The organism is Streptomyces sp. NPDC002640, assembly GCF_053592575.1.
This window is the reverse complement of record NZ_JBSFVZ010000032.1, coordinates 1-24,685: the sequence shown is the minus strand read 5'-3', so window position 1 is coordinate 24,685 and position 24,685 is coordinate 1. Positions and strand designations below refer to the sequence as shown.

Annotated in this window: 21 protein-coding genes; 12 read left to right on the top strand and 9 right to left on the bottom strand. The window is 70.7% G+C overall.

The window, feature by feature from the left end; translation table 11 throughout:
* The first annotated feature begins 111 nt into the window (after positions 1 to 111).
* Positions 112 to 804, top strand: a complete 693-nt coding sequence (locus ACWD3O_RS30845; RefSeq protein WP_451418165.1) for a methyltransferase — start codon at positions 112 to 114, stop codon at positions 802 to 804.
* Positions 805 to 865: 61 nt separating this feature from the next.
* Here ACWD3O_RS30845 and ACWD3O_RS30840 read toward each other — a convergent pair whose 3' ends face one another.
* The 6 genes from ACWD3O_RS30840 to ACWD3O_RS30815 all read right to left on the bottom strand — a co-directional run bounded on the left by ACWD3O_RS30840 (position 866) and on the right by ACWD3O_RS30815 (position 7,692).
* Entirely contained in the window at positions 866 to 1,819 is a 954-nt protein-coding gene (locus ACWD3O_RS30840) for a transaldolase family protein (RefSeq protein ID WP_451418164.1), read from the bottom strand.
* Positions 1,820 to 2,042: 223 nt separating this feature from the next.
* Complete coding sequence (locus ACWD3O_RS30835; RefSeq protein WP_451418163.1) at positions 2,043 to 3,026, bottom strand: carbohydrate kinase family protein; 984 nt, start codon at positions 3,024 to 3,026, stop codon at positions 2,043 to 2,045.
* Positions 3,027 to 3,082: 56 nt separating this feature from the next.
* Positions 3,083 to 4,087, bottom strand: a complete 1,005-nt coding sequence (gene metF / locus ACWD3O_RS30830; protein WP_451418196.1) for a methylenetetrahydrofolate reductase [NAD(P)H] — start codon at positions 4,085 to 4,087, stop codon at positions 3,083 to 3,085.
* 11 nt (positions 4,088 to 4,098) lie between these two features.
* Complete coding sequence (metK, locus tag ACWD3O_RS30825) at positions 4,099 to 5,322, bottom strand: methionine adenosyltransferase (RefSeq protein ID WP_451418162.1); 1,224 nt, start codon at positions 5,320 to 5,322, stop codon at positions 4,099 to 4,101.
* 98 nt (positions 5,323 to 5,420) lie between these two features.
* Entirely contained in the window at positions 5,421 to 6,785 is a 1,365-nt protein-coding gene (locus tag ACWD3O_RS30820) for an MFS transporter (RefSeq protein ID WP_451418161.1), read from the bottom strand.
* Positions 6,786 to 6,867: 82 nt separating this feature from the next.
* The gene (locus ACWD3O_RS30815) at positions 6,868 to 7,692 is read right to left on the bottom strand and encodes an AfsR/SARP family transcriptional regulator (RefSeq protein ID WP_451418160.1); all 825 of its coding nucleotides are present in this window, start codon (positions 7,690 to 7,692) and stop codon (positions 6,868 to 6,870) included.
* Between the two features lie 298 nt (positions 7,693 to 7,990).
* Here ACWD3O_RS30815 and ACWD3O_RS30810 point away from each other — a divergent pair, with 298 nt between their 5' ends.
* The 10 genes from ACWD3O_RS30810 (at position 7,991) to ACWD3O_RS30765 (ending at position 17,971) form a co-directional block, all read left to right on the top strand.
* Entirely contained in the window at positions 7,991 to 8,671 is a 681-nt protein-coding gene (locus tag ACWD3O_RS30810; protein WP_451418159.1) for an HAD-IA family hydrolase, read from the top strand.
* Between the two features lie 133 nt (positions 8,672 to 8,804).
* Complete coding sequence (locus ACWD3O_RS30805) at positions 8,805 to 10,028, top strand: transaldolase family protein (protein WP_451418158.1); 1,224 nt, start codon at positions 8,805 to 8,807, stop codon at positions 10,026 to 10,028.
* Positions 10,029 to 10,070: 42 nt separating this feature from the next.
* Positions 10,071 to 10,823, top strand: coding sequence for a sulfotransferase-like domain-containing protein (locus ACWD3O_RS30800; protein ID WP_451411850.1), 753 nt, complete (start codon positions 10,071 to 10,073; stop codon positions 10,821 to 10,823).
* Positions 10,820 to 11,551 (top strand): SDR family NAD(P)-dependent oxidoreductase, encoded by a 732-nt coding sequence (locus ACWD3O_RS30795; protein WP_451418157.1) that lies wholly within the window; start codon positions 10,820 to 10,822, stop codon positions 11,549 to 11,551. Before ACWD3O_RS30800 ends, ACWD3O_RS30795 begins: the two co-directional genes overlap by 4 nt.
* Before the next feature lie 85 nt (positions 11,552 to 11,636).
* Entirely contained in the window at positions 11,637 to 12,785 is a 1,149-nt protein-coding gene (locus ACWD3O_RS30790) for a hypothetical protein (RefSeq protein ID WP_451418156.1), read from the top strand.
* Positions 12,786 to 12,869: 84 nt separating this feature from the next.
* Positions 12,870 to 13,718, top strand: coding sequence for a class I SAM-dependent methyltransferase (locus tag ACWD3O_RS30785; protein WP_451418155.1), 849 nt, complete (start codon positions 12,870 to 12,872; stop codon positions 13,716 to 13,718).
* A gap of 95 nt (positions 13,719 to 13,813) precedes the next feature.
* The gene (locus ACWD3O_RS30780; RefSeq protein WP_451411854.1) at positions 13,814 to 15,160 is read left to right on the top strand and encodes an MFS transporter; all 1,347 of its coding nucleotides are present in this window, start codon (positions 13,814 to 13,816) and stop codon (positions 15,158 to 15,160) included.
* Between the two features lie 50 nt (positions 15,161 to 15,210).
* A complete protein-coding gene (gene cysC / locus ACWD3O_RS30775; RefSeq protein ID WP_451411855.1) occupies positions 15,211 to 15,771 on the top strand; it encodes an adenylyl-sulfate kinase in 561 nt (186 codons plus the stop codon).
* Positions 15,768 to 16,706 (top strand): sulfate adenylyltransferase subunit CysD, encoded by a 939-nt coding sequence (gene cysD / locus ACWD3O_RS30770; protein ID WP_451418154.1) that lies wholly within the window; start codon positions 15,768 to 15,770, stop codon positions 16,704 to 16,706. The genes cysC and cysD overlap by 4 nt, the downstream gene beginning before the upstream one ends.
* A gap of 2 nt (positions 16,707 to 16,708) precedes the next feature.
* Positions 16,709 to 17,971, top strand: coding sequence for a sulfate adenylyltransferase subunit 1 (locus ACWD3O_RS30765; RefSeq protein ID WP_451418153.1), 1,263 nt, complete (start codon positions 16,709 to 16,711; stop codon positions 17,969 to 17,971).
* Positions 17,972 to 18,525: 554 nt separating this feature from the next.
* On the opposite strand, the gene ACWD3O_RS30760 is transcribed toward ACWD3O_RS30765, so the two are convergent.
* On the bottom strand, positions 18,526 to 19,275 hold the full coding sequence (locus tag ACWD3O_RS30760) for an SDR family oxidoreductase (protein ID WP_451418152.1): 750 nt from the start codon (positions 19,273 to 19,275) through the stop codon (positions 18,526 to 18,528).
* Between the two features lie 451 nt (positions 19,276 to 19,726).
* On the opposite strand from ACWD3O_RS30760, the gene ACWD3O_RS30755 reads away from it, so the two are divergent.
* Positions 19,727 to 20,497: an AfsR/SARP family transcriptional regulator gene (locus ACWD3O_RS30755; protein ID WP_451418151.1), complete on the top strand. Its 771-nt coding sequence runs from the start codon at positions 19,727 to 19,729 to the stop codon at positions 20,495 to 20,497.
* 138 nt (positions 20,498 to 20,635) lie between these two features.
* Here ACWD3O_RS30755 and ACWD3O_RS30750 read toward each other — a convergent pair whose 3' ends face one another.
* The gene (locus ACWD3O_RS30750; protein ID WP_451418150.1) at positions 20,636 to 23,527 is read right to left on the bottom strand and encodes an AAA family ATPase; all 2,892 of its coding nucleotides are present in this window, start codon (positions 23,525 to 23,527) and stop codon (positions 20,636 to 20,638) included.
* Positions 23,528 to 23,677: 150 nt separating this feature from the next.
* A partial coding sequence (locus ACWD3O_RS30745; RefSeq protein WP_451418149.1) for an acyltransferase domain-containing protein occupies positions 23,678 to 24,685 on the bottom strand: 1,008 nt, incomplete at its 5' end.

Genomic DNA, 24,685 nt, shown 5'->3' with positions numbered 1-24,685 from the left:
GACCGGAGCCGTAGGAGTGTGACCACGAGACACCACTCGCCCCCGTCGCCCGGAGGTCCGATGTCCCACGTCCAATGCCACCTCAAGTCCCGTGACCGCAGCAGGCTTTCGATGACCGATCCGGATCGCCCCCGGGTCTTCTCGATGGCGGGCCGTGAATGGGACCTGCTGGACGAGGTGTTCGCACCGGTCTATTCGCCGTCCACGGCAACGGCCCTCGAGTTTCTCGGGCTCACCGATCCCGACCCCGGAGCCGCACCGTCCTCCCTGCTGGAGATCGGCAGTGGAGCGGGAGTCATTTCCGTCCAGGCCGCTCTGGCCAATTGCACGACCTTGGCGACGGACATCAACCGCAGCGCCGTCGAGAACACCCGCATGAATGCCGAACGACACGGGGTGACGGATCGTCTGACGGTGCTGCACAGCGACCTGTTCGACGCCATCGACGACGACGCCCGCTTCGACCGCGTCTTCTGGAGCTCCAACTACGTGCTCGCTCCCGACCGGTTCTCCTACGCTTCGATGCACGAGCGCGCCTACATGGACGCGGGGTACCGGACCCACCGCCGGTATCTGGAACAGGCGGTGCACCATCTGACCGACGACGGTTCCGCTCTGCTGCACTTCTGCGAGCGGGGCGACGCTGGCGCACTGGCGGAGATCGCGCGGGAATGCGGCCGTGAGCTGCGGGTGCTGCGCCGCCGCACGGTGCTCGAGGGAACCGATCCGATCGAGCACTCCCTGCTGGAAGTGGTTCCGGTGGGGAGCAGGCGGTGCTGCTCCGGCGCCGGGCAACCCGTCTGAAACGCGCCGCGGATATCGGCTTCCAGCGGAACTCCCCTTCCCCGGACACCGCGGCCCGCTCCTACAGGTTCCGCCAGTCACCGGTGAGTGCCTCGGTCTCCCGCGCGCGCTCGCGCAGTTCCGCGGCGGCCAAAGCCGTGGCGACGCGCTCCACGTCGGCGCTCGTCGCCCAGGACTGCGCCAGGCGCTCGAGCGCGTCGGCGGGCCGGTGCGAGAGGGTGTCGCCCTGCGGGTGGCCCTGCCGGACCACGGCGTCCAGCGTCCGCTCCGACATCGCCTGGACGGTGTTCCAGGCCACCAGATCCTCGGCGAGGTGAACCGCGGCCGCGGGGTCGGCCTCACCGGCGTCCGGCCACAGCAGCCGCTGCTGCCGGGCGCCCGCGTGCCGCAACCTGCGCCACGCGGGGGTGCCAAGGCTCTCCTCGTACAGCAGGTAGGCGGCACGGGCGAGGGCCTGCGCGGGCCGGGCGGGCGGTGCGGCCGTGCCGGGCCGGCCGACCAGGACCTTCGCCGTCCGGGTCGCGTCGAAGGACGCCACCGAGCTGCCCGTCGGGGGACGCCCCGCCGCGAGTGTCCGGCCGAGTCCTTCGAAGTACGCGTCAACGGCGTCCCGGTAGTGGCGCGGGGCGTACAGGTGGGTCATGTTGACGCCGATCTCCTCCGCCAGGCAGTCGCTCGCCGCCGCCAGGCCCGCCGCGGTAGCCGGCACCGAGACCAGCAGGTTGGGGCGGGCCACCGCGCCGGCCAAGGCCCTCGCCTCGGCGAGCAGGCCCGGTGCGTCGCCGGCCGACCGCGGGTCCACCTCGGCACAGACCCAGCCGTCCGCGCCCCGGGTCGCCGCGAAACGCGCCGCCAGCACGTCGCAGGCCCACCGGGTGTCGTAGCGGTGCAGCGCCTTCAGGGCATCCTCCGCACCGACGCCACGCGCGCGGAGCGATCCGATCTGCGCCCGGTACGCGGTCCCCTCGCGTGTCTCCCGCCCCAGGTCCCGCAGGGACAGCACGGCGCCGCCCACGGCTCCCCGGGCAACCAGCCGGGCCAGGGTGCCGTTTGCGAGCGACCGGCGGGAAAGCCCCTGGATCCACACGGCAACGCCTTCGTGGGCCAAGGCCCCCAACGCCGAACCGGTGTGTGTCGCCCGGGTGTTCCGCGCGTGCTCACTCATCCCGTCCTCCGGTCCGCGTTCCGCCCGGCCGGCGTCCGTGCGCACCGGTCGGGGCGTTCGGCGTCCACCTCGCTCACCGACACCGGCCCAGGTGCACGGCCAGTGCGTCGCCCACGGACTGTCCGTACGTCGCGGTGACCCGGGCCAGCAGGTCCTTGGAAGTCGCCCGGTAGAGCTGGCAGCCCACGGTCTCCAGCGCCTCGGTGGCCAGGGCGCATCCGAGCGGGACCGCCGCGTCGGGCGTGAGCCCCCAGCTGGTGGCGGCGAGGAAACCGGCCCGGAAGGCGTCGCCCGCACCGGTCGGGTCCACCACGCTGTGCGACGGCACGGCCCTGAAGGACTGCCGCACGCCGTCGGCGGTGGCCGTGCGGACGCCGTCGGCGCCGTGCGTGACGATCCACGTGCCCACCCGGGAGAGGATCTCCTGCTCGCTCCAGCCGCTCACCTCCCGCAGGAGAGCGGCCTCGTAGGCGTTGGTGAACAGCCAGCGCGCCCCGGTGACCAGCAGCCGTGCCTCCTCCCGGCCGAGCCGGGCGAGTTGCTGCGAGGGATCGGCGGCGAACGGCAGGCCCAACTCCGCACACTGCCGTGTGTGCCGGAGCATGGCGTCCGGGGCGTTGGGCGCGACGAGCACCAGGTCCGGGCCGCTCGATCCGTCGACGAGGTCGGCGAGGTCGATCCGTACGGCCTCGGACATCGCTCCGGCGTAGAACGAGGCGACCTGGTTCTGGTCCTGGTCGGTGGTGCACATGAAGCGTGCTGTCCGCCGCTCTTCGACGACGCGGACGTGATCGGTGTCGACGCCGTTCGCCCGGAGCCAGACGCGGTACTCGTCGAAGTCCGCCCCCACGGCGCCGACGAGGCGGGGGGCGAGCCCAAGGCGGCCGAGACCGAAGGCGACGTTCGCGGCGACCCCTCCACGCCGTATTTCCAGGTCGTCCACGAGGAACGACAGCGACAGGTGATCGAGGTGACCCGGCACCAGTTGGTCGGTGAACCGGCCGGGAAAGGTCATGAGGTGGTCGGTGGCGATGGAACCGCTGATGGCAAGGCGCACAGCATTCCCCAGAGTGCTCTCGGTGGTCGTCGCGGGCGGTCGGGGCCCCGGGGGGCTCAACCGGCGGGCCTCTGTCCGGTGGCCGCGAGGACGGGGCCGCCGTCCCGGCCCGCGGGCCGGGCGGCGTCGGCGGGCCGGGCGGCGTCGGCGGGCGGGGCGGTGCCTTCCCGGATCGCGGCGAGGACGCCCCGGTGCACGTCGAAGGCGGCGGCGGAGCGGTTGAGGGTGATGTAGTGCAGGCCGGGCGCGCCCTCCGCCAGCAGCCGGCGGCCCATCGCCGTCGCGTGCTCCACGCCGACGCGGTGGGACGCCTCGGCATCGTCACGGGCCGCTTCCAGGCGGCGGGCGAGTCCGGCGGGGAAGGTGGCCCCGCTGAGCTGCGCGAACCGGGCGATCTGCCGGACGTCGGTGGCGGGCATGATCTCCGGGACGATCGGGATGTCGCAGCCCGCGGCGGCCACCCGGTCGCGCAGTCGCAGGTAGTCCTCCGCGTCGAAGAACATCTGTGTGATCGCGTAGGAGGCCCCCGCCCGGCACTTGGCGACGAAGTGGCGGATGTCGCTGTCCCAGTCGGGGGACCGGGGGTGACGTTCGGGGAACGCCGCCACGCCGATCGTGAAGTCGCCCAGGGACCGCACCAGTTCGACGAGTTCACCGGCGTGGCGCAAGCCCTGCGGGTGCGGAGTCCACTCGCCCATGGGGTCGCCCGGCGGGTCGCCCCGCAGGACGAGGACGTCCCGGATGCCGGCGTCCGCGTACTGGCCGACGACGGCCCGCAGTTCGGCCACCGAGTGGCCGACCGCGGTCAGGTGCGCGACGGGGCGCAGCGTCGTCTCCGCCGCGATGCGCCGGGTGACGTCGACGGTGCGGTCGCGGGAGAAGCCCCCTGCTCCGTAGGTGACGGACACGAACGCTGGCGACAGCGCCTCCGCGCGCCGGATCACCCGCCACAACGCCCGGTCGCCCGCCGCTGTCCTCGCTGGGAAGAACTCGAAGGAGAAGGTGTACGGTGCGCCGGGCCGCGGAAACGGCGGCGGGCCGGACGCCGTCTGCTGCCGGATGTGCACCACGTTCACACCCCCGTGACGGCGCGCAGCGCTTCGACGCGGTCGGTGCGCTCCCACGTGAAGTCGGGCAGCTCGCGGCCGAAGTGGCCGTAGGCGGCGGTCTGCGCGTAGATCGGGCGGAGCAGGTCGAGGTCGCGGATGATCGCGGCCGGGCGGAGGTCGAAGACCTCGGCGATGGCGTGCTCGATCTTGTCGGTGTCGATGGTGGCGGTGCCGAAGGTCTCCACGAACAGGCCCACCGGCTCGGCCTTGCCGATCGCGTACGCCACCTGCACCTCGCAGCGCGCGGCGAGACCCGCGGCCACCACGTTCTTGGCGACCCAGCGCATCGCGTACGCCGCCGAACGGTCGACCTTGGACGGGTCCTTGCCGGAAAAGGCGCCGCCGCCGTGGCGGGCCATGCCGCCGTACGTGTCGATGATGATCTTGCGGCCGGTCAGACCCGCGTCGCCCATCGGGCCGCCGATCTCGAAGCGCCCGGTCGGGTTCACCAGCAGGCGGTAGCCCTCGGTGTCCAGCTTGATGCCGTCGCTCTCCAGGGCGGCCAGCACGTGCTCGACGACGTGGGTCCGTATGTCGGGGGTCAGCAGCATGTCCAGGTCGATGTCCGAGGCGTGCTGCGAGGAGACGACCACGGTGTCCAGGCGGACCGCCTTGTCACCGTCGAACTCGATGGTGACCTGGGTCTTGCCGTCGGGACGCAGGTAGGGGATCGTCCCGTTCTTGCGGACCTCCGACAGACGGCGCGACAGACGGTGCGCGAGGTGGATCGGGAGCGGCATCAGCTCCGGTGTCTCGTCGCACGCGTAGCCGAACATCAGGCCCTGGTCGCCCGCGCCCTGCTTGTCCAGCTCGTCGCCTTCCTCACCGTCGGCGGACTCCTCGACACGCTTCTCGTACGCGGTGTCGACGCCCTGCGCGATGTCCGGGGACTGCGCGCCGATGGACACCGACACACCGCAGGAAGCGCCGTCGAAGCCCTTCTTGGACGAGTCGTAACCGATCTCGAGGATCTTGTCGCGCACGAGCTGCGCGATCGGCGCGTACGCCTTCGTGGTGACCTCACCCGCGACCTGCACGAGGCCCGTCGTGATCAGGGTCTCCACGGCGACCCGGGAAGCCGGGTCCTCCCGCAGGAGCGCGTCGAGGATCGTGTCGCTGATCTGGTCAGCGATCTTGTCGGGGTGGCCCTCGGTCACGGACTCCGAGGTGAACAGACGACGGGACATGACACTCCTCAGTAAGGAAAGAGAGACGAGAGTGGTTTCGGCGGGCGGATGTGGCCGGCCGTCAGGACCTGGTCGGGGCGACAGGGGCGGTACGCCTGTCAGGAGGCTCCGGGGCTGCTCGCCCGGGACAGTTCCATGCCACCGGTTTCCGGGGCCCAGGCCGCGGTCACCAGGGCGCCCAGTACGGAGACCGCACAGCCGAGCAGCATGACCGCGCCGACCCCCCAGGCGTCGAGTCCCAGGGGGACCAGGAAGGTGCCGAGGGCCGCGCCGATCCGGCTCACCGCCGCGGCGAAGCCGATGCCGGTGGCCCTGATCTCCGTGGGGAAGACCTCGCTGGGGTAGACGGCCTGCAGCACGCTCGACCCGGCGTGGAACAACGCGAAGACGCCGAAGCCGATCGCCACGACCGCCGGGTGCGCCTGTGGCCACAGGCCGAGGAGCAGCAGGGCGGCGGCCGTGACGCAGAACGGCCACAGGAGCAGGGCCCGCCGTCCCACCCTGTTGATGACGACCGTGCCCGTCAGACAGCCCACCAGGAGGAACACGTTGAGCAGCAGCTCGCCCACTCCGCCGCCCGGAGCCCCCAGCAGGCCGAGCACCTGTGGGGCGAAGGTGGAGACGGCGAAGAACGGGGTCACCTGGCAGAGCCAGAAGAGGCTGGTGAAGGCGGTACGGCGCAGATACGCGGGGGCGAACAGGGTGCTGTGCCGGGTGTGCACGGTCGCACCGTCCGGTGCGGGCCGCTCCAGCTCCCGGCCGAGCCAGCGCCGGCTGATCTCCTCGGCCTCCGCGATCCGGCCCTTTCCGGCCAGCCAGGCCGGGGACTCCGGGGTGCCCAGCCGGGCGAGCAGCACCACCAGGGAGGGCAGTGCGCTGCTGGCGAGGATCCAGCGCCAGGCGGTCGGGTCGTCGGTGAGGGAGGTCATGGCGAGGCCGAACCCGGTGGCCAGGGTGTAGCCGACGTACCAGAAGACAATCAGGGAGGCCAGCAGACGGCCGCGTCGCGCGGGCGGTGCGAACTCGGCGACCAACGCACCGGCGATCGCGTAGTCCGCGCCCACCGCCGCTCCCATCACCAGCCGCACGACGAGCAGTTGCACGGGGTCCTGGACCACGAACTGCAGCAACGAACCGATGAGGAAGACCAGCAGGTCGATGAGGTACATCTTCTGGCGGCCCACCTTGTCGGTGAGCCATCCGAAGATCAGGCCGCCGAAGAACAGGCCGATGAGCGAAGCGGCGCCGATCAGTCCGGCCCACGCGGAGGTGAGCTGGAGGTCCTCGCGTGCGAGCGGCAGGGCCGCGCCGACGACGCCGAGCACCCAGCCGTCGCAGACCTCGCCGCCGCCGGCGCAGACGGCGATCCTGGTCTCGAACCGGCGGACCCGTCGGGCGTCCTTTCCGGTGGGGCCGGTTCCGGTGCCGCGGCTCGGCGACGCGTGGGCTTCCACGGCTGACACGTGGGTTCTCCTCGGTCGATGACGGGGCGGGGGGAAGCGATGCCGGGGCGGCGGGATTCCACGCCGCCCGCGCCCGCGGGACTCAAGGGCTCGCCATGAGGTCCACGGACAGGACGGCCCGGTGCGGCGTGGCCACGTCGAGCACCTCGCTCTCCGTGAGCACCGCGGTCTGCAGCTGACGCATCCGGTGCGAGGGTTCGATGCCGAGTTCCCGGGTGAGGGTCCGGTGGAGCCGCTGATAGGTCCCGAGGGCTTCCGCGGTACGGCCCGAACGGTAGAGGGCGACCATGTACTGGGCGTGCAGGTTCTCGTGCACCGGGTACTGCGAGACGAGCGTCCTCAATTCCGAAAGCAACCTGTGGTGCATTCCGAGCCTGAGTTCCGCCTCGATGCACTGTTCCAGAGTCGTCATGCGCAGGTCTTCCAGACCCGCCACTCGGGCCTGGATGCACGGCCCTTGCTGAATGTTCACCAGTGGGCGCCCGCGCCAGAGTCCGAGTGCTGACCGGAGCTCCGTGGAAATCTCGAGGTCGTCGTTCCGCGGACGGGCCAGCCGGAACCGCGCCATGTGCGCGTCGAGCACGTCGAGATCGAGATTTCCTTTCTCGATGTGCAGCGAATAACCCTGGTGGTGCGTTTCGAGAGTGCGCTTGCTCTCGGCAGTCGTCGGGCCGGTGAGGTCGCCGGACAGCGCCTGGCGGATCTGGAAGACGCGCGTGTGCACGCTCTGCACGGCGCTGCGCGGCGACGAGTCGCCCCACAGCTCCCGGACACAGGTGTCCAGCGTGACCAGGGAGTTCGCGTGGAGCACCAGCAGCGCCAGCAGTTGCCGGGTCTTGGGCGGAGTCGGGAGCAACGAACCCCCGGGGCCCGTCAGGGACAGCGGGCCGAGAACTGCGAACTTCATTGAACTCCCTCTCACGTGCACATTGGTGAGCTGCCGTCCGTGTCCACACGAGGAACGTATCCCCGTCGCCGGACCGTGCCCACAAAGGCCGGCAGACTCTGTCATCCACGCCCGATTTGACACGTTTTGCGGGGCCGGGGAAGGGGTCCGGTATCGAGCAGTGAGCGAATCGTAAGAACGCCTTGCTTCACTGGTCGGGTCCCGCCGCCGAAGAGCGTGGAAAGAACGCCGGTCGCCCTCGAAGATGCATTTCGGCACCGCGCCCAGGACGACCCCCAGGACAAGGAGAGGTTTCTTCATGACGAAGGGTCTGGTCATCTTCGACTGCGACGGGGTTCTGGTCGACAGCGAACCCCTGAGCGCTCGGATCATGCGGGGAATGGCCGCCGAGGAGGGTATTGACTTCTCCCCGGAACAGGCGCTGGAATTCATCCGGGGCCGGAAGGTCGCCGCATGGGTGGACCAGTTGGAGTCCATGCTCGGCAGGCCGCTGCCGGCGGACTTCGTCCCGGCGTTCCGGAAGGGATGCTCGGAGCTCTTCTCCACCGACCTCCTGCCGGTCCCCCGGGTCCAGGAGGTCCTGGAAGGGCTCGTACTGCCCTTCTGCACCGCCTCCAGCGCACCCCGCGAGAAGATCCTTCACACCCTCGGGCTGACCGGCCTGCTGCCGCACTTCGAGGACCGCGTGTACAGCGCCTACGAGGTCGGCGCCTGGAAGCCGGACCCCGGGCTGTTCCTGCACGCGGCGGCCGACCGCGGGGTACCGGCCGGGCGCTGCGCGGTCGTCGAGGACAGCCTGGTCGGCGTGCAGGCCGGCATCGCGGCAGGCATGTCCGTGTTCGCCTACGCCCCGCCGCACAGCGGGACGTCCGCCCTCCTCGCCGCCGAGGGGGCTACCGCCTTCGGCTGCATGGCGGAGCTGCCGGGACTGCTCGACGAGTGGGCGGCCGGACTCCTGCACGACCCCACCGCCGCGTGACCGGACCCCTCCCCCCCTTCCCCACTCCCCCCTCCGCCCTGCCCCTTCGAGCCCCCTCCAGGACGACCGCCCGCCACAGAGCCCCATCGCGACCCGCCCTCCAGAGAGACCAAGACGGAAAGGCACGATCCGTATGCCGAGTGTTCTTCACGAGCTGCAGCAGGCCGGTGAGTCGGCGGAGATCTGGTGGGACTCCTCGCCCCTCGACTTCCCCCACTGGCGGCGCAAGCAGCTGGCCGCCGCACCCGACGACGACACCCGGAGCCGCTGGGGTGAGCAGCTGGACCGGTTCCTGTGTCCGGCGACGCCCGAACGGTCCCTCGTCCGCGGGGTCACCACGAACCCCTCCCTGGTCGCGCAGAGCGTCCTGGCCTCTCCGGAGAGCTGGCGCAACGACATCCAGGAACTCATCCGCTACCAGCTGACCCCCGGAATCGAGAGCACCTTCGCGCTCGTCTACGAGGAGGCGCTGCGCCGCGCCGCCCGCGAGATGCTGCCGATGTGGCACGCCACGGAGGGCCGGTTCGGCTGGGTGTCCGGCCAGCTCGACCCCCGCCACATGCTCGACGCCGACCTCATGCTCGAACAGGCCCTGCGCATCGCCCGGATCGCCCCCAACCTCATGGTCAAGGTTCCCGGCACCAAGCAGGGCTACCAGGTGATCCGGCAGCTGGTGGCACGCGGCGTCTCCGTCAACTCCACGCTCTCGTACACGGTCCCGCAGTTCATCGCCTGTGCCGAGGCCGTGGAGTCGGGCCTCGCCGAGGCGCACACCCGGGGCATCGACACCGGCCGGTGGCGCGGGGTGTTCACGCACATGATCGGCCGGTTCGGCGCCAACAAGGACCTGCGGTACGAGGCCGCCATCCGCGACATCGACCTCTCGCCCTCCGACCTGAGGTGGGGCGAGCTCGCCGTCCTCAAGCGCATCCACCGGCTCATCGCGCAGAACGGGCATCCCGTCAAGCCGCTGCTGTCCAGCCTGGAGGTCGACGACCCCGGACACGGGAGCACGTTGAGCATGCACCTGGAGCAGAGCGCCGGAGGGGCCGTCGCCTACACCTGCAAGCCGCAGTTCATCGCGGACGTCATGCGACGGGAGAGCGAACTGCCGGCCTTCGACTCCACGGCCATCGGTCAGGAGGTCCCCGCGGACGTGCTGGAGAAGCTCATGTGGCTTCCGTCCTTCCAGCGGGCCTACGACCCCAAGGGCATGCGCCCGGAGGAGTTCGCCCACTACGGGCCGTTCGTGTCGACGTACGCCGAAGTCATGTCCAACACGCGGAAGTTGATCGACTTCGTGGCGCACCAGTTCCAGACTGCCGTCTCCCCGGCGCGCCCCCTGCTGCTCGTCTGACCCCCTCGCTCCCCCGTACTTCCCCACCCCCAAGGAGGTGTCATGCATAAGTCCATCGCGCTGTGGAGCCACCCCCGGTCGATGTCGACCGCGCTGGAGCGCTCGTTCATCGAACGACGCGACTTCAAGGTCTTCCACGAGGCCTTCGCCTACGTGTTCTTCATGCACGAGGAACGGGCCGCCATCCCGCACAAGAACCCGGACCCGAGCCACCCGCTCACCTATCCGGAGATCAAGCGGATGATGGAGGACGCGCGGCTCGAAGGCCCGGTGTTCCACAAGGACTTCCCCTACCACTGCCTCGACCATCTCCTCGACGACCCCGACTACCTGCGGGGCCAGGTCAACACCTTCCTGATCCGCGACCCCGAGGAAGCGGTCCTCTCGCACGCCACGGTGCACCCCGGACTCACCCGGGAGGTGCTCGGCTACGAGCAGCTGGCCCGCACGTTCGACGCCGTCCGCGACCTGACCGGCACCACCCCGGTGGTCGTGAACGCGGCGGACCTCGCCACCCGCCCGGAGGCGACCCTCGCCGCCTACTGCGACGCGGTGGGCATCCCCTTCCTGCCCGAGGCCCTGCACTGGAGCGCCGGAGAGCAGCCCCAGTGGTCCACCTGGTCCGGCTGGCACACGGACGTCGCCGCGAGCAACGGCATCAGCGCGCCCCAGCGCTCCTACCGCTTCACCTACGAGACGCGCCCCGACCTGCGGGAGTTCGAGCGGTACAGCCGTCCCTTCTACGAGCACCTGGACCAGTACCGGCTGCAGCCGGCCGAGGAGGCAGTCCTGTGAGCGTGACCACCGTCATCGTCACCGGCGGGGCCAGCGGTGTCGGCCGCGCCCTGGTGGGCCGGCTGCTGGACGCCGGAAAGACCGTCATCACCTGCGACATCGACGAGCCGGGTCTCAAGTCGCTGGCCGACGAGCACGCGGGCCGTCCCCTGCGGACCCACGTCGCCGACGTCGCCTCGCACGAGGAGTGCGACGCCTTCATGGACCAGGTCATAGCCGAGCACCCCGAGGTGGACGGCCTCGTCAACAACGCCGGTCTCTACCTCGGACAGCCGGTCTGGGAGTACGACGACGCCACGATCGAGCGGGTCATCGCCGTGAACGTCAAAGGGCCGGTGTGGCTCTCCCGCCGCTTCGCCGACCACCTGCTGCCCGCCGAACGGCGCGGCGCCATCGTCAACCTGGCGTCGGTCGCGGGCGAGGTGGGCAGCTCCGACGCCCTCTACGGCACGGTCAAGGCCGGCGTCATCGGGCTCACCAAGTCCAACGCCATGAACTTCGCCCCGTACATCCGGGTCAACGTGGTCTCGCCCGGGCTCATCGTCAACACCGCCATCGCCGACCGGATACCGGACTACCGGTACGCGGAGTACAAGCGCCAGGAACAGCTCGACGGCGACATCCTGCCCGAGTACGTGGCCGACGTGTGCGCCTACCTGCTCAGCGACGAGTCCCGGACCCTGACCGGCGCGCTGCTGCGCGCCGACAACGGCTCCTACCCGCGATGACCCGCCCGGTGCGTACGCCGGCACGGCGCACGCACCGCGCAGGGCGGTACTCCGCCCCCCTCTCCGTACGCCATGGAGGCACACCTTGACTTCCCCGACCGACCGTTCCGGCAAGCCCCTGATCATGCTTCTGGGCATGGGCGACCTGAGCGCCAAGGTGCTCACCATGCTCCTCTCGGACGCGGCGACCAACCGGGTCGTCCTGGCCGGCCGGGACACCGAGGCCATCCGCAGGCGCGGCAACCTGGCCCTGTTCACGGCCACCAACCTCGGCCTGCACGGCTCCGTCGACACCGTCGGCGTCGACCTCCGTGACATCGACGCCACGGCCGAGACCCTCGCGCGGGTCCGCCCCGACATCATCTTCATGGGCGCCTCGCTCCAGTCCTGGCGGGTCATCACCGCGCTCCCCAAGGAGGTCTTCGAGGACCTCGACGAGGCGCAGTTCGGCCCCTGGCTGCCCATGCACCTGACCCTCAACCACCTGCTGATGAAGGCGGTGCGCGACTCCGGCGTCGACGCCAAGGTGGTGAACGCGGCGTTCCCCGACGCGGTCGGCCCGGTCCTCGACAAGGTGGGCCTGGCCCCGACGGTCGGGGTCGGAAACGTCGCCAACATCGTTCCGGCGCTGACCCTGGGCGCCGCCCACCTGCTGGACGCGGACCCGTCGCAGGTCGAACTCCGGCTCACCGCACAGCACTACTTCAGCCACTACGTGCCGCGCTTCGGCGACGCGGGAAAGGGCAGTTACCACCTCGCCGCGCGCGTCACCGGGCGGCCCGGCACCGCGGAGCTGGACCACGCGGCTCTCTTCGCCCAGCTCGACGGCCGGCTCAAGCGGATCGGCGGGATCGACGGCCAGCTGCTGACCGCCTCCTCCGCGGTACGCGTGCTCCGGGGCATGGCCGCCGACAGCGGCGTACTCGCCCACGCCCCCGCGCCCGACGGCCTGCCGGGCGGCTACCCGGTCCGCGTCCACCGCGGCGGCGCCACCCTCGACCTGCCCGAGGGCCTGGACCGCGACGAGGCCGTCCGGATCAACGAGGAGTGCCAGCGGGCCGACGGCATCGACCGCATCGACGACGACGGAACGGTGCACTTCGCCGAGCCGGAGATGGCCGTCATGAAGCGCCTGCTCGGCTACGAGTGCCAGAGCATGAAGCTCGGCGACGCCGGCGAGTGGGCCGAGGAACTCGGCGCCAAGTACACGGCCTTCGCGGACACGTTCCGCTGAACCGCACTGCCCCGGGAGCACCCCGCCCAGCCCGCACGGGTCCCCGCGGACCCGCCCACCGTCACCCTGAGCCGGAGGACCACCATGACCACGCCCGCCGTACGCGCCGACCGTTCGGCATCCGCCGCCGACGGCACGCCCAGCACCCCGCGCGGCCCCGGCCTGCGGCAAACGGCGCCCGCCCGGGACATCGTGTCGGACGACTTCGAAGGCCAGTACATCCCCACCCTCGTGGAGCTGTGGGACCAGCTGATCGACTGGGACCGCCGCCGGGAGGGCGAGCAGGACTTCTTCACGGAGCTCCTCCACGGGGTCGAGGCCCGCCACGTCCTGGACGTCGCCTGCGGCACCGGGTACCACGCGGTGACCCTCGCGCAGGACGGCTTCGACGTCACCGCCGCCGACGGCAGTGCCCGGATGGTCGAGCACACCCGCCGCAACGCCGTGCGGCACGGCCAGACCTTCGACGTCCTGCACGCCGACTGGCGCAGCCTCGACCAGCACCTCGACAGGCGGTACGACGCGATCGTCTGCCTCGGCAGCTCGTTCCCGCACCTCTTCCAGGAGGAGGACCGCCGCGCGGTGCTCGCCCAGTTCTACGAGGCCCTGAACCCGGGCGGCGTCCTCATCGTCGACCACCGCAACTTCGACGCCATCCGCCGTCACCGCTACCGGAGCAGCGGCAACTACTACTACTGCGGAACCGGGGCGACCGTGAGCGTCGCGCACATCGACGCCGGACTGTGCCGATTCCGGTACGACTTCCAGCAGGGCGGCACGCACCACCTGGAGGTCTATCCCATTCTCGCGGCGGAGCTCTCCACGCTGCTGATCGACTCCGGATTCGACACCACCCAGACCTTCGGCGACTTCCAGGAGAACTTCGACACCGACGAAGTCGACTTCGTCATCCACGTGGCCCGCAAACCCTGAGAGGCGTCGCGGAATCGTCCGCACCCCTTCGCACCTGGTCCCGGCAAGCGTCCCGGGCAGGCAGAGAAGCAGCAGTCAGAAAGGCCACAACGGCAGTGAATACCCAGCAAACCAACGGCAAGCGATCCTCGCCCGTCGCCGGATTCGTCATCACCGTGCTGCTGACCAGCTTCGTGGCGGCGACCTACGGATTCGGCTTCTACCTGTTCGCGCAGCTCGTCACCGACATGCGCAAGGATCTCGGGTTCGACTACACGGTGGTCGGCACCATCACCGCGGCGGGCCAGCTCGGCTTCCTGGTGTTCGCCCTGCTCGGCACGTGGCTCTCCACCCGCATCGGCGGCGGCCAGGTGACGATCGGCTCGGTGGCTCTGTGCGGGCTGTGCCTGGTGCTGCTGCCGACGACCGACAGCATCGTGCTGATCGCGCTCCTGCTGACGATCATGGGCGGTACGGCCGCCTCCGTCTACGTGCCGCTGGTCGAGATCGTCGGCCGGGTGATCGACTACCGCCACCGCGGCAAGGTCCTCGGCCTCGTCTCCAGCGGCACCAGCTACGGAGTGGTCGTCAACAGCGTCCTCGTCCCCGGCTTCGTGCGGGACGACAACTGGCGGGGCCTGTGGTACTCGGTCGGCTTCGGCACCCTGATGGTGACCGCGGTCGCCGCCTTCACCTTCCACCGGCTCGGTCTGTTCCGCTCCGACGAGAAGGCGGCGCCCGTCGCGGCACACGGCACGGACGCGGGGGACTCCGACTCCCGGAAGGAGGGCGCCGCCGGCAAGGACAACAGCGCCCGCGCGGGCTGGCGCATGGTGCTGGTGCGCTGGGTGGTCATCGTCTGGGTCATGAAGTTCCTGAACGGGTTCGCCTGCATGCCGTTCCAGAACTACCTGTCGCCCTATCTGCGCGAAGGTCTCGGATTCGACATCGATTTCGCCGCGCAGGTCTGGGGCACCATCGGCGTCATCGGAATGTTCGCCGGATTCGCCGTCGGCTGGCTCTCCGACCGCATCGGCGTCCGGGCGTCCCTGGTGATCTGCTACACGCTCTTCTTCCTCTCCTCCGTCCTGCTCGTGCTGGCTCCGGTCGGATTCCTCCCGATGGTCTCCGGGGTCCTCTTCGCCCTCGCGTTCTACCCGATCTACGGGCTGGTCCCGGCCTACGTGTCGAAATCCGCGTCAGGCGCCGCCGCCACCGTCATCTTCGGAGTCACGAACGTGACCCAGGGAGTCGGCGGAATCGTCGGAAATTACACGGCGGGATTCCTGAAGAACGTCACCGGCGATTTCATGTGGTACTACGTCGTGGTCGCAGTGGTCGCCGTCGTTCTCGGCTTCCTCACCCTGCAACTGCCCCGCGAGGGGTCCGCGGAGAGCGCCCTGGGCAAGGAGAAGAGCCCGGCCCCGGAGACCCGTACGGAAACCGCCCCGTCCGCCGGCTGACACCCCCGGCGACCAGTACGGCCGACGCCCACGCAACCGGAAGGTTCCCGATGGAAGACCAAGCGATCTGCACCTGCCGTCCAGGTGCCACGGTATGGCTGACGGGCCTGCCCAGCTCGGGCAAGACCACGCTCGCGAACGCCCTCGCCGACAGGCTGCGCGCCGACGGCCGCCGCGTGGAGGTGCTCGACGGTGACGAGATCCGCGCGTTCCTCTCGGCCGGGCTCGGCTTCAGCCGCGAGGACCGGCACACCAACGTCCAGCGCATCGGCCTGGTGGCGGAGGTGCTGGCGCGCAACGGGATCACCTCGGTCGTTCCCGTCATCGCCCCCTACGCGGACAGCCGCGCGGCCGTCCGCGAGCGGCACCTGGCCAGTGACACGCCCTTCTTGGAGGTACATGTGGCGACGCCGGTCGAGGTGTGCTCCGTGCGGGATGTGAAGGGCCTGTACGCGAAGCAGGCGGCGGGTGAGATCTCCGGACTGACCGGCGTGGACGACCCGTACGAGGCGCCGGCCGATCCGGACCTGCGCATCGACTCGCACACCCAGTCCGTGACCGAGTCCGCGGCGGCGCTGCACGCGCTGCTCACCGAGAAGGGTCTGGCATGACGACCACTGCCGCAACTGCCGCGCGGGGCGTGGACAGTCCGCTCGCGCTGAGCCACCTGGACTCGCTGGAGTCGGAGGCGGTGCACATCTTCCGCGAGGTGGCGGGCGAGTTCGAGCGGCCGGTGATCCTCTTCTCCGGCGGCAAGGACTCCATCGTCATGCTCCACCTGGCGCTGAAGGCGTTCGCCCCGGCCGCGGTCCCGTTCTCGCTGCTGCACGTGGACACCGGGCACAACTTCCCCGAGGTCCTCGACTACCGCGACCGGGCCGTGGCCCGCCACGGGCTGCGCCTGCACGTCGCCTCCGTGCAGGACTACATCGACCGCGGGGTGCTGCGCGAGCGCCCCGACGGCACCCGCAACCCCCTCCAGACCCTCCCGCTGACCGAGAAGATCCAGGCGGAGCGCTTCGACGCGGTCTTCGGCGGCGGACGCCGCGACGAGGAGAAGGCCCGCGCCAAGGAGCGCGTCTTCTCGCTGCGCGACGAGTTCTCGCAGTGGGACCCGCGCCGCCAGCGCCCGGAGCTGTGGCAGCTCTACAACGGCCGCCACGCGCCCGGCGAGCACGTCCGCGTCTTCCCGCTCTCGAACTGGACCGAGCTGGACGTGTGGCAGTACATCGCCCGCGAGAAGATCGAGCTCCCCGGGATCTACTACGCGCACGAGCGCGAGGTCTTCGCCCGCGACGGGATGTGGCTCACGGCGGGCGAGTGGGGCGGCCCCAAGGACGGCGAGACGGTCGAGACCCGCCTGATCCGCTACCGCACCGTGGGCGACATGTCCTGCACCGGGGCCGTCGACTCCGACGCCACCAGCCTGGAGGCCGTGATCGCCGAGATCGCCGCGTCCCGGCTCACCGAGCGGGGCGCGACCCGCGCCGACGACAAGATGTCCCAGGCCGCGATGGAAGACCGCAAGCGTGAGGGGTACTTCTGACCATGACCATCGACACACTGCGCTTCGCTACCGCGGGCTCCGTCGACGACGGCAAGTCCACCCTCGTCGGGCGCCTCCTGCACGACTCGAAGTCGGTACTGACCGACCAGCTGGAGGCCGTCGAGCACGCCTCCCGCAGCCGCGGCCAGGACGCCCCCGACCTCGCCCTCCTCACCGACGGACTGCGCGCCGAGCGCGAGCAGGGCATCACCATCGACGTCGCCTACCGCTACTTCGCGACCGCTCGGCGCCGGTTCATCCTCGCCGACACCCCCGGGCACGTGCAGTACACCCGCAACATGGTCACCGGCGCCTCCACCGCGGAACTCGCCGTCGTCCTGGTCGACGCCCGCAACGGCGTCGTGGAGCAGACCCGCCGGCACGCCGCCGTCGCCGCCCTGCTGCGCGTCCCGCACGTCGTCCTCGCCGTCAACAAGATGGACCTGGTCGACTACGCGGAGCCCGTCTTCGCGAAGATCGCCGAGGAGCTCACCGCGTACGCGAGCGAGCTGGGCGTTCCCGAGATCACCGCGATCCCGATCTCCGCCCTCGCCGGGGACAACGTCGTCGAACCCTCCGCCCACATGGACTGGTACAGCGGTCCCACCGTCCTGGAGCATCTGGAAACGGTGCCGGTCTCCCACGACCTGACCGCCTGCCACGCACGCTTCCCCGTCCAGTACGTCATCCGCCCCCAGTCCGCCGCCCACCCCGACTACCGGGGCTACGCGGGCCAGATCGCCGCCGGAGCCTTCCGCGTCGGTGAGCAGGTCACCGTCCTGCCGTCGGGCCGCACCTCCACCATCGAGAGCATCGACGCGCTCGGCGAGGCCGTCGACCTCGCCAGGGCCCCGCAGTCGGTGACCGTACGGCTCCGTGACGACGTCGACATCGCGCGGGGCGACCTCATCGCCCCGCTCGGCTCGGCGCCCGCCCTCTCGCAGGACGTCACCGCACTCGTCTGCCACGTCGCCGACCAGCCTCTCTCGGTCGGCCAGCGGGTCCTGCTCAAGCACACCACACGCACCGTCAAGGCGATCGTCAAGGACATCCCCTCCCGGCTCACCCTCGACGACCTCTCCCAACATCCGGCGCCCGGACAACTGGTCGCCAACGACATCGGCCGAGTCGTCGTCCGTACCGCGGAACCCCTCGCCCTCGACACCTACGCCGACTCCCGCCGCACCGGTTCCTTCCTCCTCATCGACCCCGCCGACGGCACCACCCTCGCCGCGGGCATGGCGGAAGCGGCCGGTGCGTCGTGACCGGGGAACCGGCAGGTGAACCACCGCGGGGTCGCGGTCGTCGGCGCGCACGCTGCCGGGACCCTGGTGTCCGCACGGCTGCCGGACGCCGCCCGGCGCACCGGACGACCGGTGTCGGTCGAGCTCGCCACCCCCGCGGCCCGGCCAGGTCGGGGGCCGGCGTACGGCACGGCCGAACCACGGACCTCCGGGCACCTTGCGGGAAGCCCCCCGGCGGGCCGCAAGAGTTCGCCGCACGACGAGGCCGACGGGTGGGCCCGACGATGGCGTTCCGCGCCGGCTGTACGGGACCTACCGCGCACAGTCGAGTGCGGCACGACAGATGACCAACGAGGCCCCCGAGCAGCGCGGTTGAGACGTCAGACATCTCGATCAACAGCCCGGGGGCCTCGCTCGTTGCGTTCGGCCGGGGTCGCCTGATCGTGGCCAACTCGAGGAAGCTCAGTCCTCTCCGCTGGCGCGGGGTATGCGTATGGCCTGGAAGAACGCCTGGTGTCCGTGGGAGTCCTCTGGGACTTTTCTCGGACTTTCGCCCGCGTCAAGCGGGGCGGTGCTCAGACCTCGCCTCCGTCCACGCGGATGTTCTTGCCGGTGATCCAGCGGGCGTCCGGGGCCGCGAGGAGGCCCACCGCGTCCGCGATGTCACCGGGCAGGCCGAGCCGTCCGAGGGCCGTCGCGCGGGCCACGGCCGCGAGCGTCTCGTCGGTGTTGGCCGAACGCAGCAGGTCCGTGTCGGTGGCGCCCGGCGAGACGGTGTTGACGGTGATGCCGCGGTCGCCCAGCTCGCGGGCGGCCACGGCGGTGAGTTGCTCCACGGCTCCCTTGCTGGCGGCGTAGGCGGCGCTGCCCGGCCAGGCGCGGCGGGTTCCGACCGTGGAGATGTTGATGACGCGGCCGTGGTCCCGCATGTGCCGTGCTGCGAACTGCACGGTCCGGAAGACCGACTTGGTGTTCAGCGTCATGAGGCGGTCGTACTCGTGCCAGTCGAGTTCCCTGATCGGGGTCATGCTGGCGTGCGCGGCGTTGTTGACGAGGATGTCGAGCGCGCCGAGCCTCCGGTGGGCGTATTCCATGAGCCGCGTCGCCGTGTTGTGCCGCGAGAGGTCCCCGCGCACGGCGTGGGCGCTTCCCGGGCCGGCTCCGGGGGCGGAGACCGTCCGCTCCACCTCTGCCGCGGCGCGCTCGTCGCGCGCGTACGTGAACACCACCTGGGCGCCGTCCCGCACCAGTCTCTCCACGATCGCCCGTCCGATGCCGCGGGAACCCCCTGTCACCACTGCCGCTTTTCCGTCCAGTACCGCCATGGTTGCCTCTCTCGCCGTGTCATGGTTCCGCCGACGCCGGGCCCGGCCACTGCTCGGAGGGCTGGACCCGGCTCCCGTATGCGCCCGGCATACGGCAGTGCCTCATCGGTGACGAGAGTTGTGAACGCCTGGGGGATCCCACGCGGCATGGCGCCGTGCACCTCCTGCGACGGGGTCTCGCGCGGATGCGGATCGGGCGCCGCTCCAAGCCCCGGTTTCTGTACCGGGCAGGATAGCAAGATGAACCGGGAGGTTCAGCACATGGAGGCCGACCAGGCCCCATACCGGAGCTTTCTGGGCCAAGACTTCCAACCGGGCGGCGCGGTGCGCCGCCGGCCGGGAGCACGTACGTGGTTTCCCTGATGTGGAGGCGAAGGCGGCCTTGCGAGGCTCGAACCAGAAGTTGCGGACTCGACGACGCGCCCGCGGCCGCACTCGCGATGGGGGAGAAGTGAAGTACGAAATCCTGGGAAGCCTTCGCGTCCTCGACGGGGACCAGTACCTCGTCCCCAGCGCCCACAAGGTCCGCACAGTCCTGACCGCCCTGCTGATCCGCGCGAACGAGGTGGTGTCCGTCGACCAGTTGATGTACGAGGTGTGGGACGAGAACCCGCCGCGTCGCGCCCGGGCGGCCCTGCACGTCTATGTGTCGCAGCTGCGCAAGTTCCTCGCCCGCCCGGACGTCGACGAGAACCCGATCCTCACACAGCCCCCCGGATACCTCATCCGGGTGCCGTACGGTGATCTGGACCTGCACGTCTTCCGGCGGCTGACCCAGCAGGGCCGCGCCCACGCGCGGGCCCAGCGGCACGAGGAGGCGACGGTGGTGTTGCAGAGCGCCCTCGACCTGTTGCACGGGGAGGAGCTGGACCGGCTCCAGGGCGGCAGCATCACCAACGGTTTCGTGACCTGGCTGAAGGAGGTACGCCTGGAGAGCCTGGAGATGCTCATCGAGTCCAACCTGGTGCTCGGACGTCACCGGGAGTCGGTCAGCACCCTCCAGTCACTGACCGCCCGCTACCCGCTCCACGAGGCCTTCTACCGGCAGCTGATGATCGCCCTCTACCGCAGCGACCGGCGCGCCGAGGCCCTGCGCACCTACCAGACGGCGCGCAGCACGCTCCGCGCCGAGCTGGGGCTCGACCCGTGCGCAGCGCTGTTCGAGCTGCAGCACGCCATCCTGCTGGCGGACGAGCGGCTGCAGCTGCGGCCGGCCGTCTGATCGGGTGCGGACATCCGGGCGGGTGGGCCGCGCGTGCCGGGTTCCCTCCACGTCGGGCGGGACATCCCGCTCCGGCGCGGAGGGAACCCGGCACGCGACGTGTCGCCGGGCGTTCCCGAACCGGAGGAAGGCGACCCGTCAGGCGGCCTGTGCCATCAGCCTGACCAACGCGGCGCGTGACGGCACGTTCAGCTTGCGGTAGATGCGGGACAGATGGACCTCCACCGTCCGCGGACTCAGGCAGAGCTGTGCCGCGATCTCCTTGGTCCTGCGGCCCCTTCCGGCGATCGCCGCGATCTCCCTTTCCCGGTCGGTCAGGCACGACAGGTCGAGGAGGTGATCCCGGCCGCCCGGCGGCTCGTCGGCGGCGGTGTCCCGCATCTGGCCTCCCTGGCGTCGTCCCCCGGATCCCTTCGTCGCGGCGATCAGGACCGGCGAACCGCATCGCATCGCCAGCTCCCGGGCGGGCCGAAGCATCTCCGCCGCATGGTTCGGGCTGCCTGCGGCCGCCGCGCACTCGGCCGCGAGCGTCAAGGCGCGAGCCTGTGATCCGAGCGCGCCGTGCGCCGCGAACAGGTCCGCCGCCTCCCAGTAGCGCATGGTCGCCTCGTCGAACTCTCCGCGGGCCCGCAGCACGTGCCCCCGTGCGGAGAGCGCGAACGCCCGCTGGTAGGTGAGGCCCACGGCCTCCGCCGTCCTCATCGCCCGCTCCGCGTACTCGACGGCCCACGGGCTGCCCTGCGCGATCGCCGCCGCGCACAGCAGCTCGAAGCACTGGGCGCGCAGCACCAGGGTGAGGTTGGGCAGCGCGGCACCGCCGCCGGCGTCGAGCACGAGGGCCATGCAGTACTCGGTGTCCTCCCCCGTCTCCACGGATGCCGCCAGGCACATGGCCGCACCCAGGCTGTACCAGTACGTTCCCGAGGGAAGCCCGTTGATGAGCCGCTGGGCGCGGGAGACGGCCCGCCTGCCGTCGTCCGTGCGGCGCAGCCAGATCGCGCAGTTGGCCTCCAGGGCCAGTGCCATGTCCCTGACCTGGTCGGCGCCCACCCTGCGGGCCCACTCCTTCATCTCGACGGCCGCGCGCCGCGAGTCGTCGATGCGGCCGAGCTTGGTGTACACGAGGCTCAGCCCCGTCAGGAACAGGGGGAGCACGCTGGTTTCGCCGAACTCCCTCGTCAGCGCCACTCCCCTGCGCATGGTGGCTTCGGCGTCCACGAAGCGGGCGAGACTCAGTTGTGCCCACCCGAGCAGCGCCAGGCAGTCGGGGCTCTCCGCGAGTTCCGCGTCGGCCAGTTGCTCGATGCACGCGGCGCTCTCCTCCAGGGCGGTCTCCGCCGTGTGCATGTCGCCGGAGGACGCCGCTCCCAGCGCACGCAGGGCCGTCGCCGCGGCCTTCGAGGTGTGGCAGTCGTACGCGCGGGCGCGCGTGACCGCCAGGGCCACCGTCTCCGGGTCGAGCGTGCGGCCGTCGAACAGGCCGACCACTCCGCGCCGCACCAGCAGTTCCACCTCTTCCAGCGACGCCTCGTCACCGAAGGTCGCGAGTGCCCCGTCCAGCGTCGCGTCGGCCTCCGAGTAGCGCCCCAGCAGGGTCTCGATCATGGCGCCGCGCGCGACGGCCTTCACCCATGTCCTCCGTGGCAGTGCCGAGCCGAGTGCCATGGCCTCCCTGAGCAGTGGCAGCGCGTCCTCGAACCTCTCGGCCGTGCAGAGGGCGCGGCTCAGGGCGAGCAGTACCTCCCCCAGCAGGAGCCGGGGCAGCGGCATCCGCAGCGCTGTCTCCAGCCAGGCGATCGCCTGGTCGGCTGCCGGCAGCGCCTCCTCCGCGGCACGCAGCAGGATGTCCACGTCGCCGGGGTCCGCCCCGTCCGGGGCGGCGGCCACGTGGGCGGCCAGCGCGGCTGCGGGGGCCCGCATTCTCCGCAGGTGGTCGATGGCCCGCCGGTGGGCCTCGCGGCGCCAGCAGCTGTCGATCGCCCCGTACACGGCGTCGCGCACCAGCGGGTGCCGGAACACCAGCACGGAGGCCGGATCGGAGCGGCGTAACAGATCGCGACCCAGCAGAGCGCCGGCAGCGACACAGGCACGGTCCCGTTCGACTCCGGCCACCGCGGCGAGCGCCGTGACGTCGAAGCCGCCGTCGAGCACCGCCGCGGCGTCCAGAATCCGCCGCTCCTCACCGCGCAACAGGGAGACCTCACCCTGGACCAGTGAGGCGAAGACCTCTGCGTGGGACTCGTCCGCCAAGGCCAGCAGGTACTGGGGGACGCCACGCCCCTCGCGGTGCAGATCGACGCAGCGCCTGCTGTACACCTCCGTGGACAGCAGGCCCGCCGCCTGCCCGAGCGTCAGCTGCCCGAGCGTGATCCGTTCGACGACACCGGACGCGACGCCCTGCGCGAGGGCGCTCCTCAGCCACGGGAACATCTGCCGGGGCCGATGGGAGAGCACGATCAGCAGCTGTGCGTTCACGGGATAACGGATGAGGTAATCGATGAGCTCCGCGGAATAGTGGTCCACCCAGTGACAGTCGTCCAGGATCAGCACGGTGGGGCGGTCACGGGCGATCCGCTCCAAAAGGCCGCGCATGGCGGGGAGGAGAAGACCTCGTGACAACTCCATCTCATGGGAACCGGATTTCTCGCACGCCTTTTCCGCGCCATCCGGATCGGCGTTCCGATCGCGCGTGTGAACGCTGGATTGCGCCCATATTGCGCGCACCAGGGCCGCGGCGTCATGCGGCAGGTCACGCGAGGCTTCGAGTACCGATCGACAGTCGAAGGTGGCCGTGATCGAGTGCAGCGTCACCGCCTGGTCGAGTTCCGTGGCCCGCCCGTGCGCCACCGCGTAGCCCCGGGCTCTGGCCTCTTCCATCAGCTCGGCCAGCAGTTTCGTCTTTCCGGACCCGGGGTCCCCCACCAGTTCGACGAAACGTCTGCCCTCGCGCGCGCCCGTCAGCGCCTCGATCAGCTTGCGACGCTCTCCGGGACGCGCGCTCCTGGTACCGGGCGCACCTGCTCCGGCCATTTGACGCCAACTCCCTCCGTGCATCTCGCGTGAACCGGGCCCAAGCGCAGGACGCCCGGTCAACGGGAATCGTATGTTCGACGCGAAGAGGATTGGCGGCCATGGGGAACCTTTGACCGAAATGTAGTTCTGCGTTATCGACACGCTCCGTCACATCGCGGCGGCCATCACCTCGTTCCGCAAGAATTCAGCCAGCTCGCCGGGAGTGGGGTGGTCGTACATGGCCACAGGCGGTATGAGGAGCCCCGTCGCCTCGCACAGCCGATTACGGACCTCCAGGGCGGTGAAGGAGGAGAAGCCCATATCGACGAAGTTCTCCGAGGCGCCGATGGCGTCCGGATCGGCATGCCCGAGGACGTCCGCGGCGTGCTCCCGGACGAGCGCGAGGAGGTGGCCCACCATCTCCTCCTCCGACAACTCCGACCAGGGGCGGACCGGAGCCGGCTCCGCTGCCTCGGTCGCGGCACCGAGGGCTTCCGAGGCGGGGACCCGGCCGTAGCGGACGGTCTCCAGCCAGTAGCGCTCGCGCTGGAAGGGGTAGGTGGGAAGGTCTACGATCCGGGCGTTCGGGCCGTAGACGGCACGCCAGTCCACACCGGCCTCGTCACCGACGAGACCCAGCGCCTGCAGAACGGCCAGGTCCTCCGCACGGTCCTTGCGGACGGACGGCACGCAGACGGCGTCGTCGCCCAGGGCGGTCCGGGTGAGCGCGGTCAGCGTCGCGTCCGGACCGATCTCGACGAAACGCGACACCCCAAGACCCTGCAGGGCCCGCACGGCGTCGTGGAAACGGACCGCCCCACGCGCATGCGACACCCAGTAGTCCGGGGAGGCAAGCTCCTGCGCGGAGGCCACCTCACCGGTCAGCGTCGACACCAGCGTGATCACCGGAGTGTGGAAGGTGACTCCCTCGGCGACCGTGCGGAACTCGGCCAGCATCGGATCCATCAACGGCGAATGGAACGCATGACTTACCACCAACTCACGCGTCCGCACACCCTGTTCCGTGAGCTGCGACGCCACCTGCGCGACCGCGTCCGCAGCGCCGGAGACCACCACGGAGGCCGGGCCGTTGACCGCGGCCAGCGACACCCGCTCCTCGAGACCTTCCAGCAGCGGCCGCACCACGTCCTCACCGGCCTGCACCGCCAGCATCGC

What these genes read in the sequence shown, in the direction of transcription:
- ACWD3O_RS30810 (WP_451418159.1), top strand. Translation starts at nt 7,991, where the DNA reads ATGACGAAGGGTCTGGTCATCTTCGACTGCGACGGGGTTCTGGTCGAC.
- ACWD3O_RS30815 (WP_451418160.1), bottom strand. Translation starts at nt 7,692, where the DNA reads ATGAAGTTCGCAGTTCTCGGCCCGCTGTCCCTGACGGGCCCCGGGGGT.
- cysC (WP_451411855.1), top strand. Translation starts at nt 15,211, where the DNA reads ATGGAAGACCAAGCGATCTGCACCTGCCGTCCAGGTGCCACGGTATGG.
- ACWD3O_RS30805 (WP_451418158.1), top strand. Translation starts at nt 8,805, where the DNA reads ATGCCGAGTGTTCTTCACGAGCTGCAGCAGGCCGGTGAGTCGGCGGAG.
- metK (WP_451418162.1), bottom strand. Translation starts at nt 5,322, where the DNA reads ATGTCCCGTCGTCTGTTCACCTCGGAGTCCGTGACCGAGGGCCACCCC.
- ACWD3O_RS30760 (WP_451418152.1), bottom strand. Translation starts at nt 19,275, where the DNA reads ATGGCGGTACTGGACGGAAAAGCGGCAGTGGTGACAGGGGGTTCCCGC.
- ACWD3O_RS30765 (WP_451418153.1), top strand. Translation starts at nt 16,709, where the DNA reads ATGACCATCGACACACTGCGCTTCGCTACCGCGGGCTCCGTCGACGAC.
- cysD (WP_451418154.1), top strand. Translation starts at nt 15,768, where the DNA reads ATGACGACCACTGCCGCAACTGCCGCGCGGGGCGTGGACAGTCCGCTC.
- ACWD3O_RS30750 (WP_451418150.1), bottom strand. Translation starts at nt 23,527, where the DNA reads ATGGCCGGAGCAGGTGCGCCCGGTACCAGGAGCGCGCGTCCCGGAGAG.
- ACWD3O_RS30785 (WP_451418155.1), top strand. Translation starts at nt 12,870, where the DNA reads ATGACCACGCCCGCCGTACGCGCCGACCGTTCGGCATCCGCCGCCGAC.
- ACWD3O_RS30800 (WP_451411850.1), top strand. Translation starts at nt 10,071, where the DNA reads ATGCATAAGTCCATCGCGCTGTGGAGCCACCCCCGGTCGATGTCGACC.
- ACWD3O_RS30845 (WP_451418165.1), top strand. Translation starts at nt 112, where the DNA reads ATGACCGATCCGGATCGCCCCCGGGTCTTCTCGATGGCGGGCCGTGAA.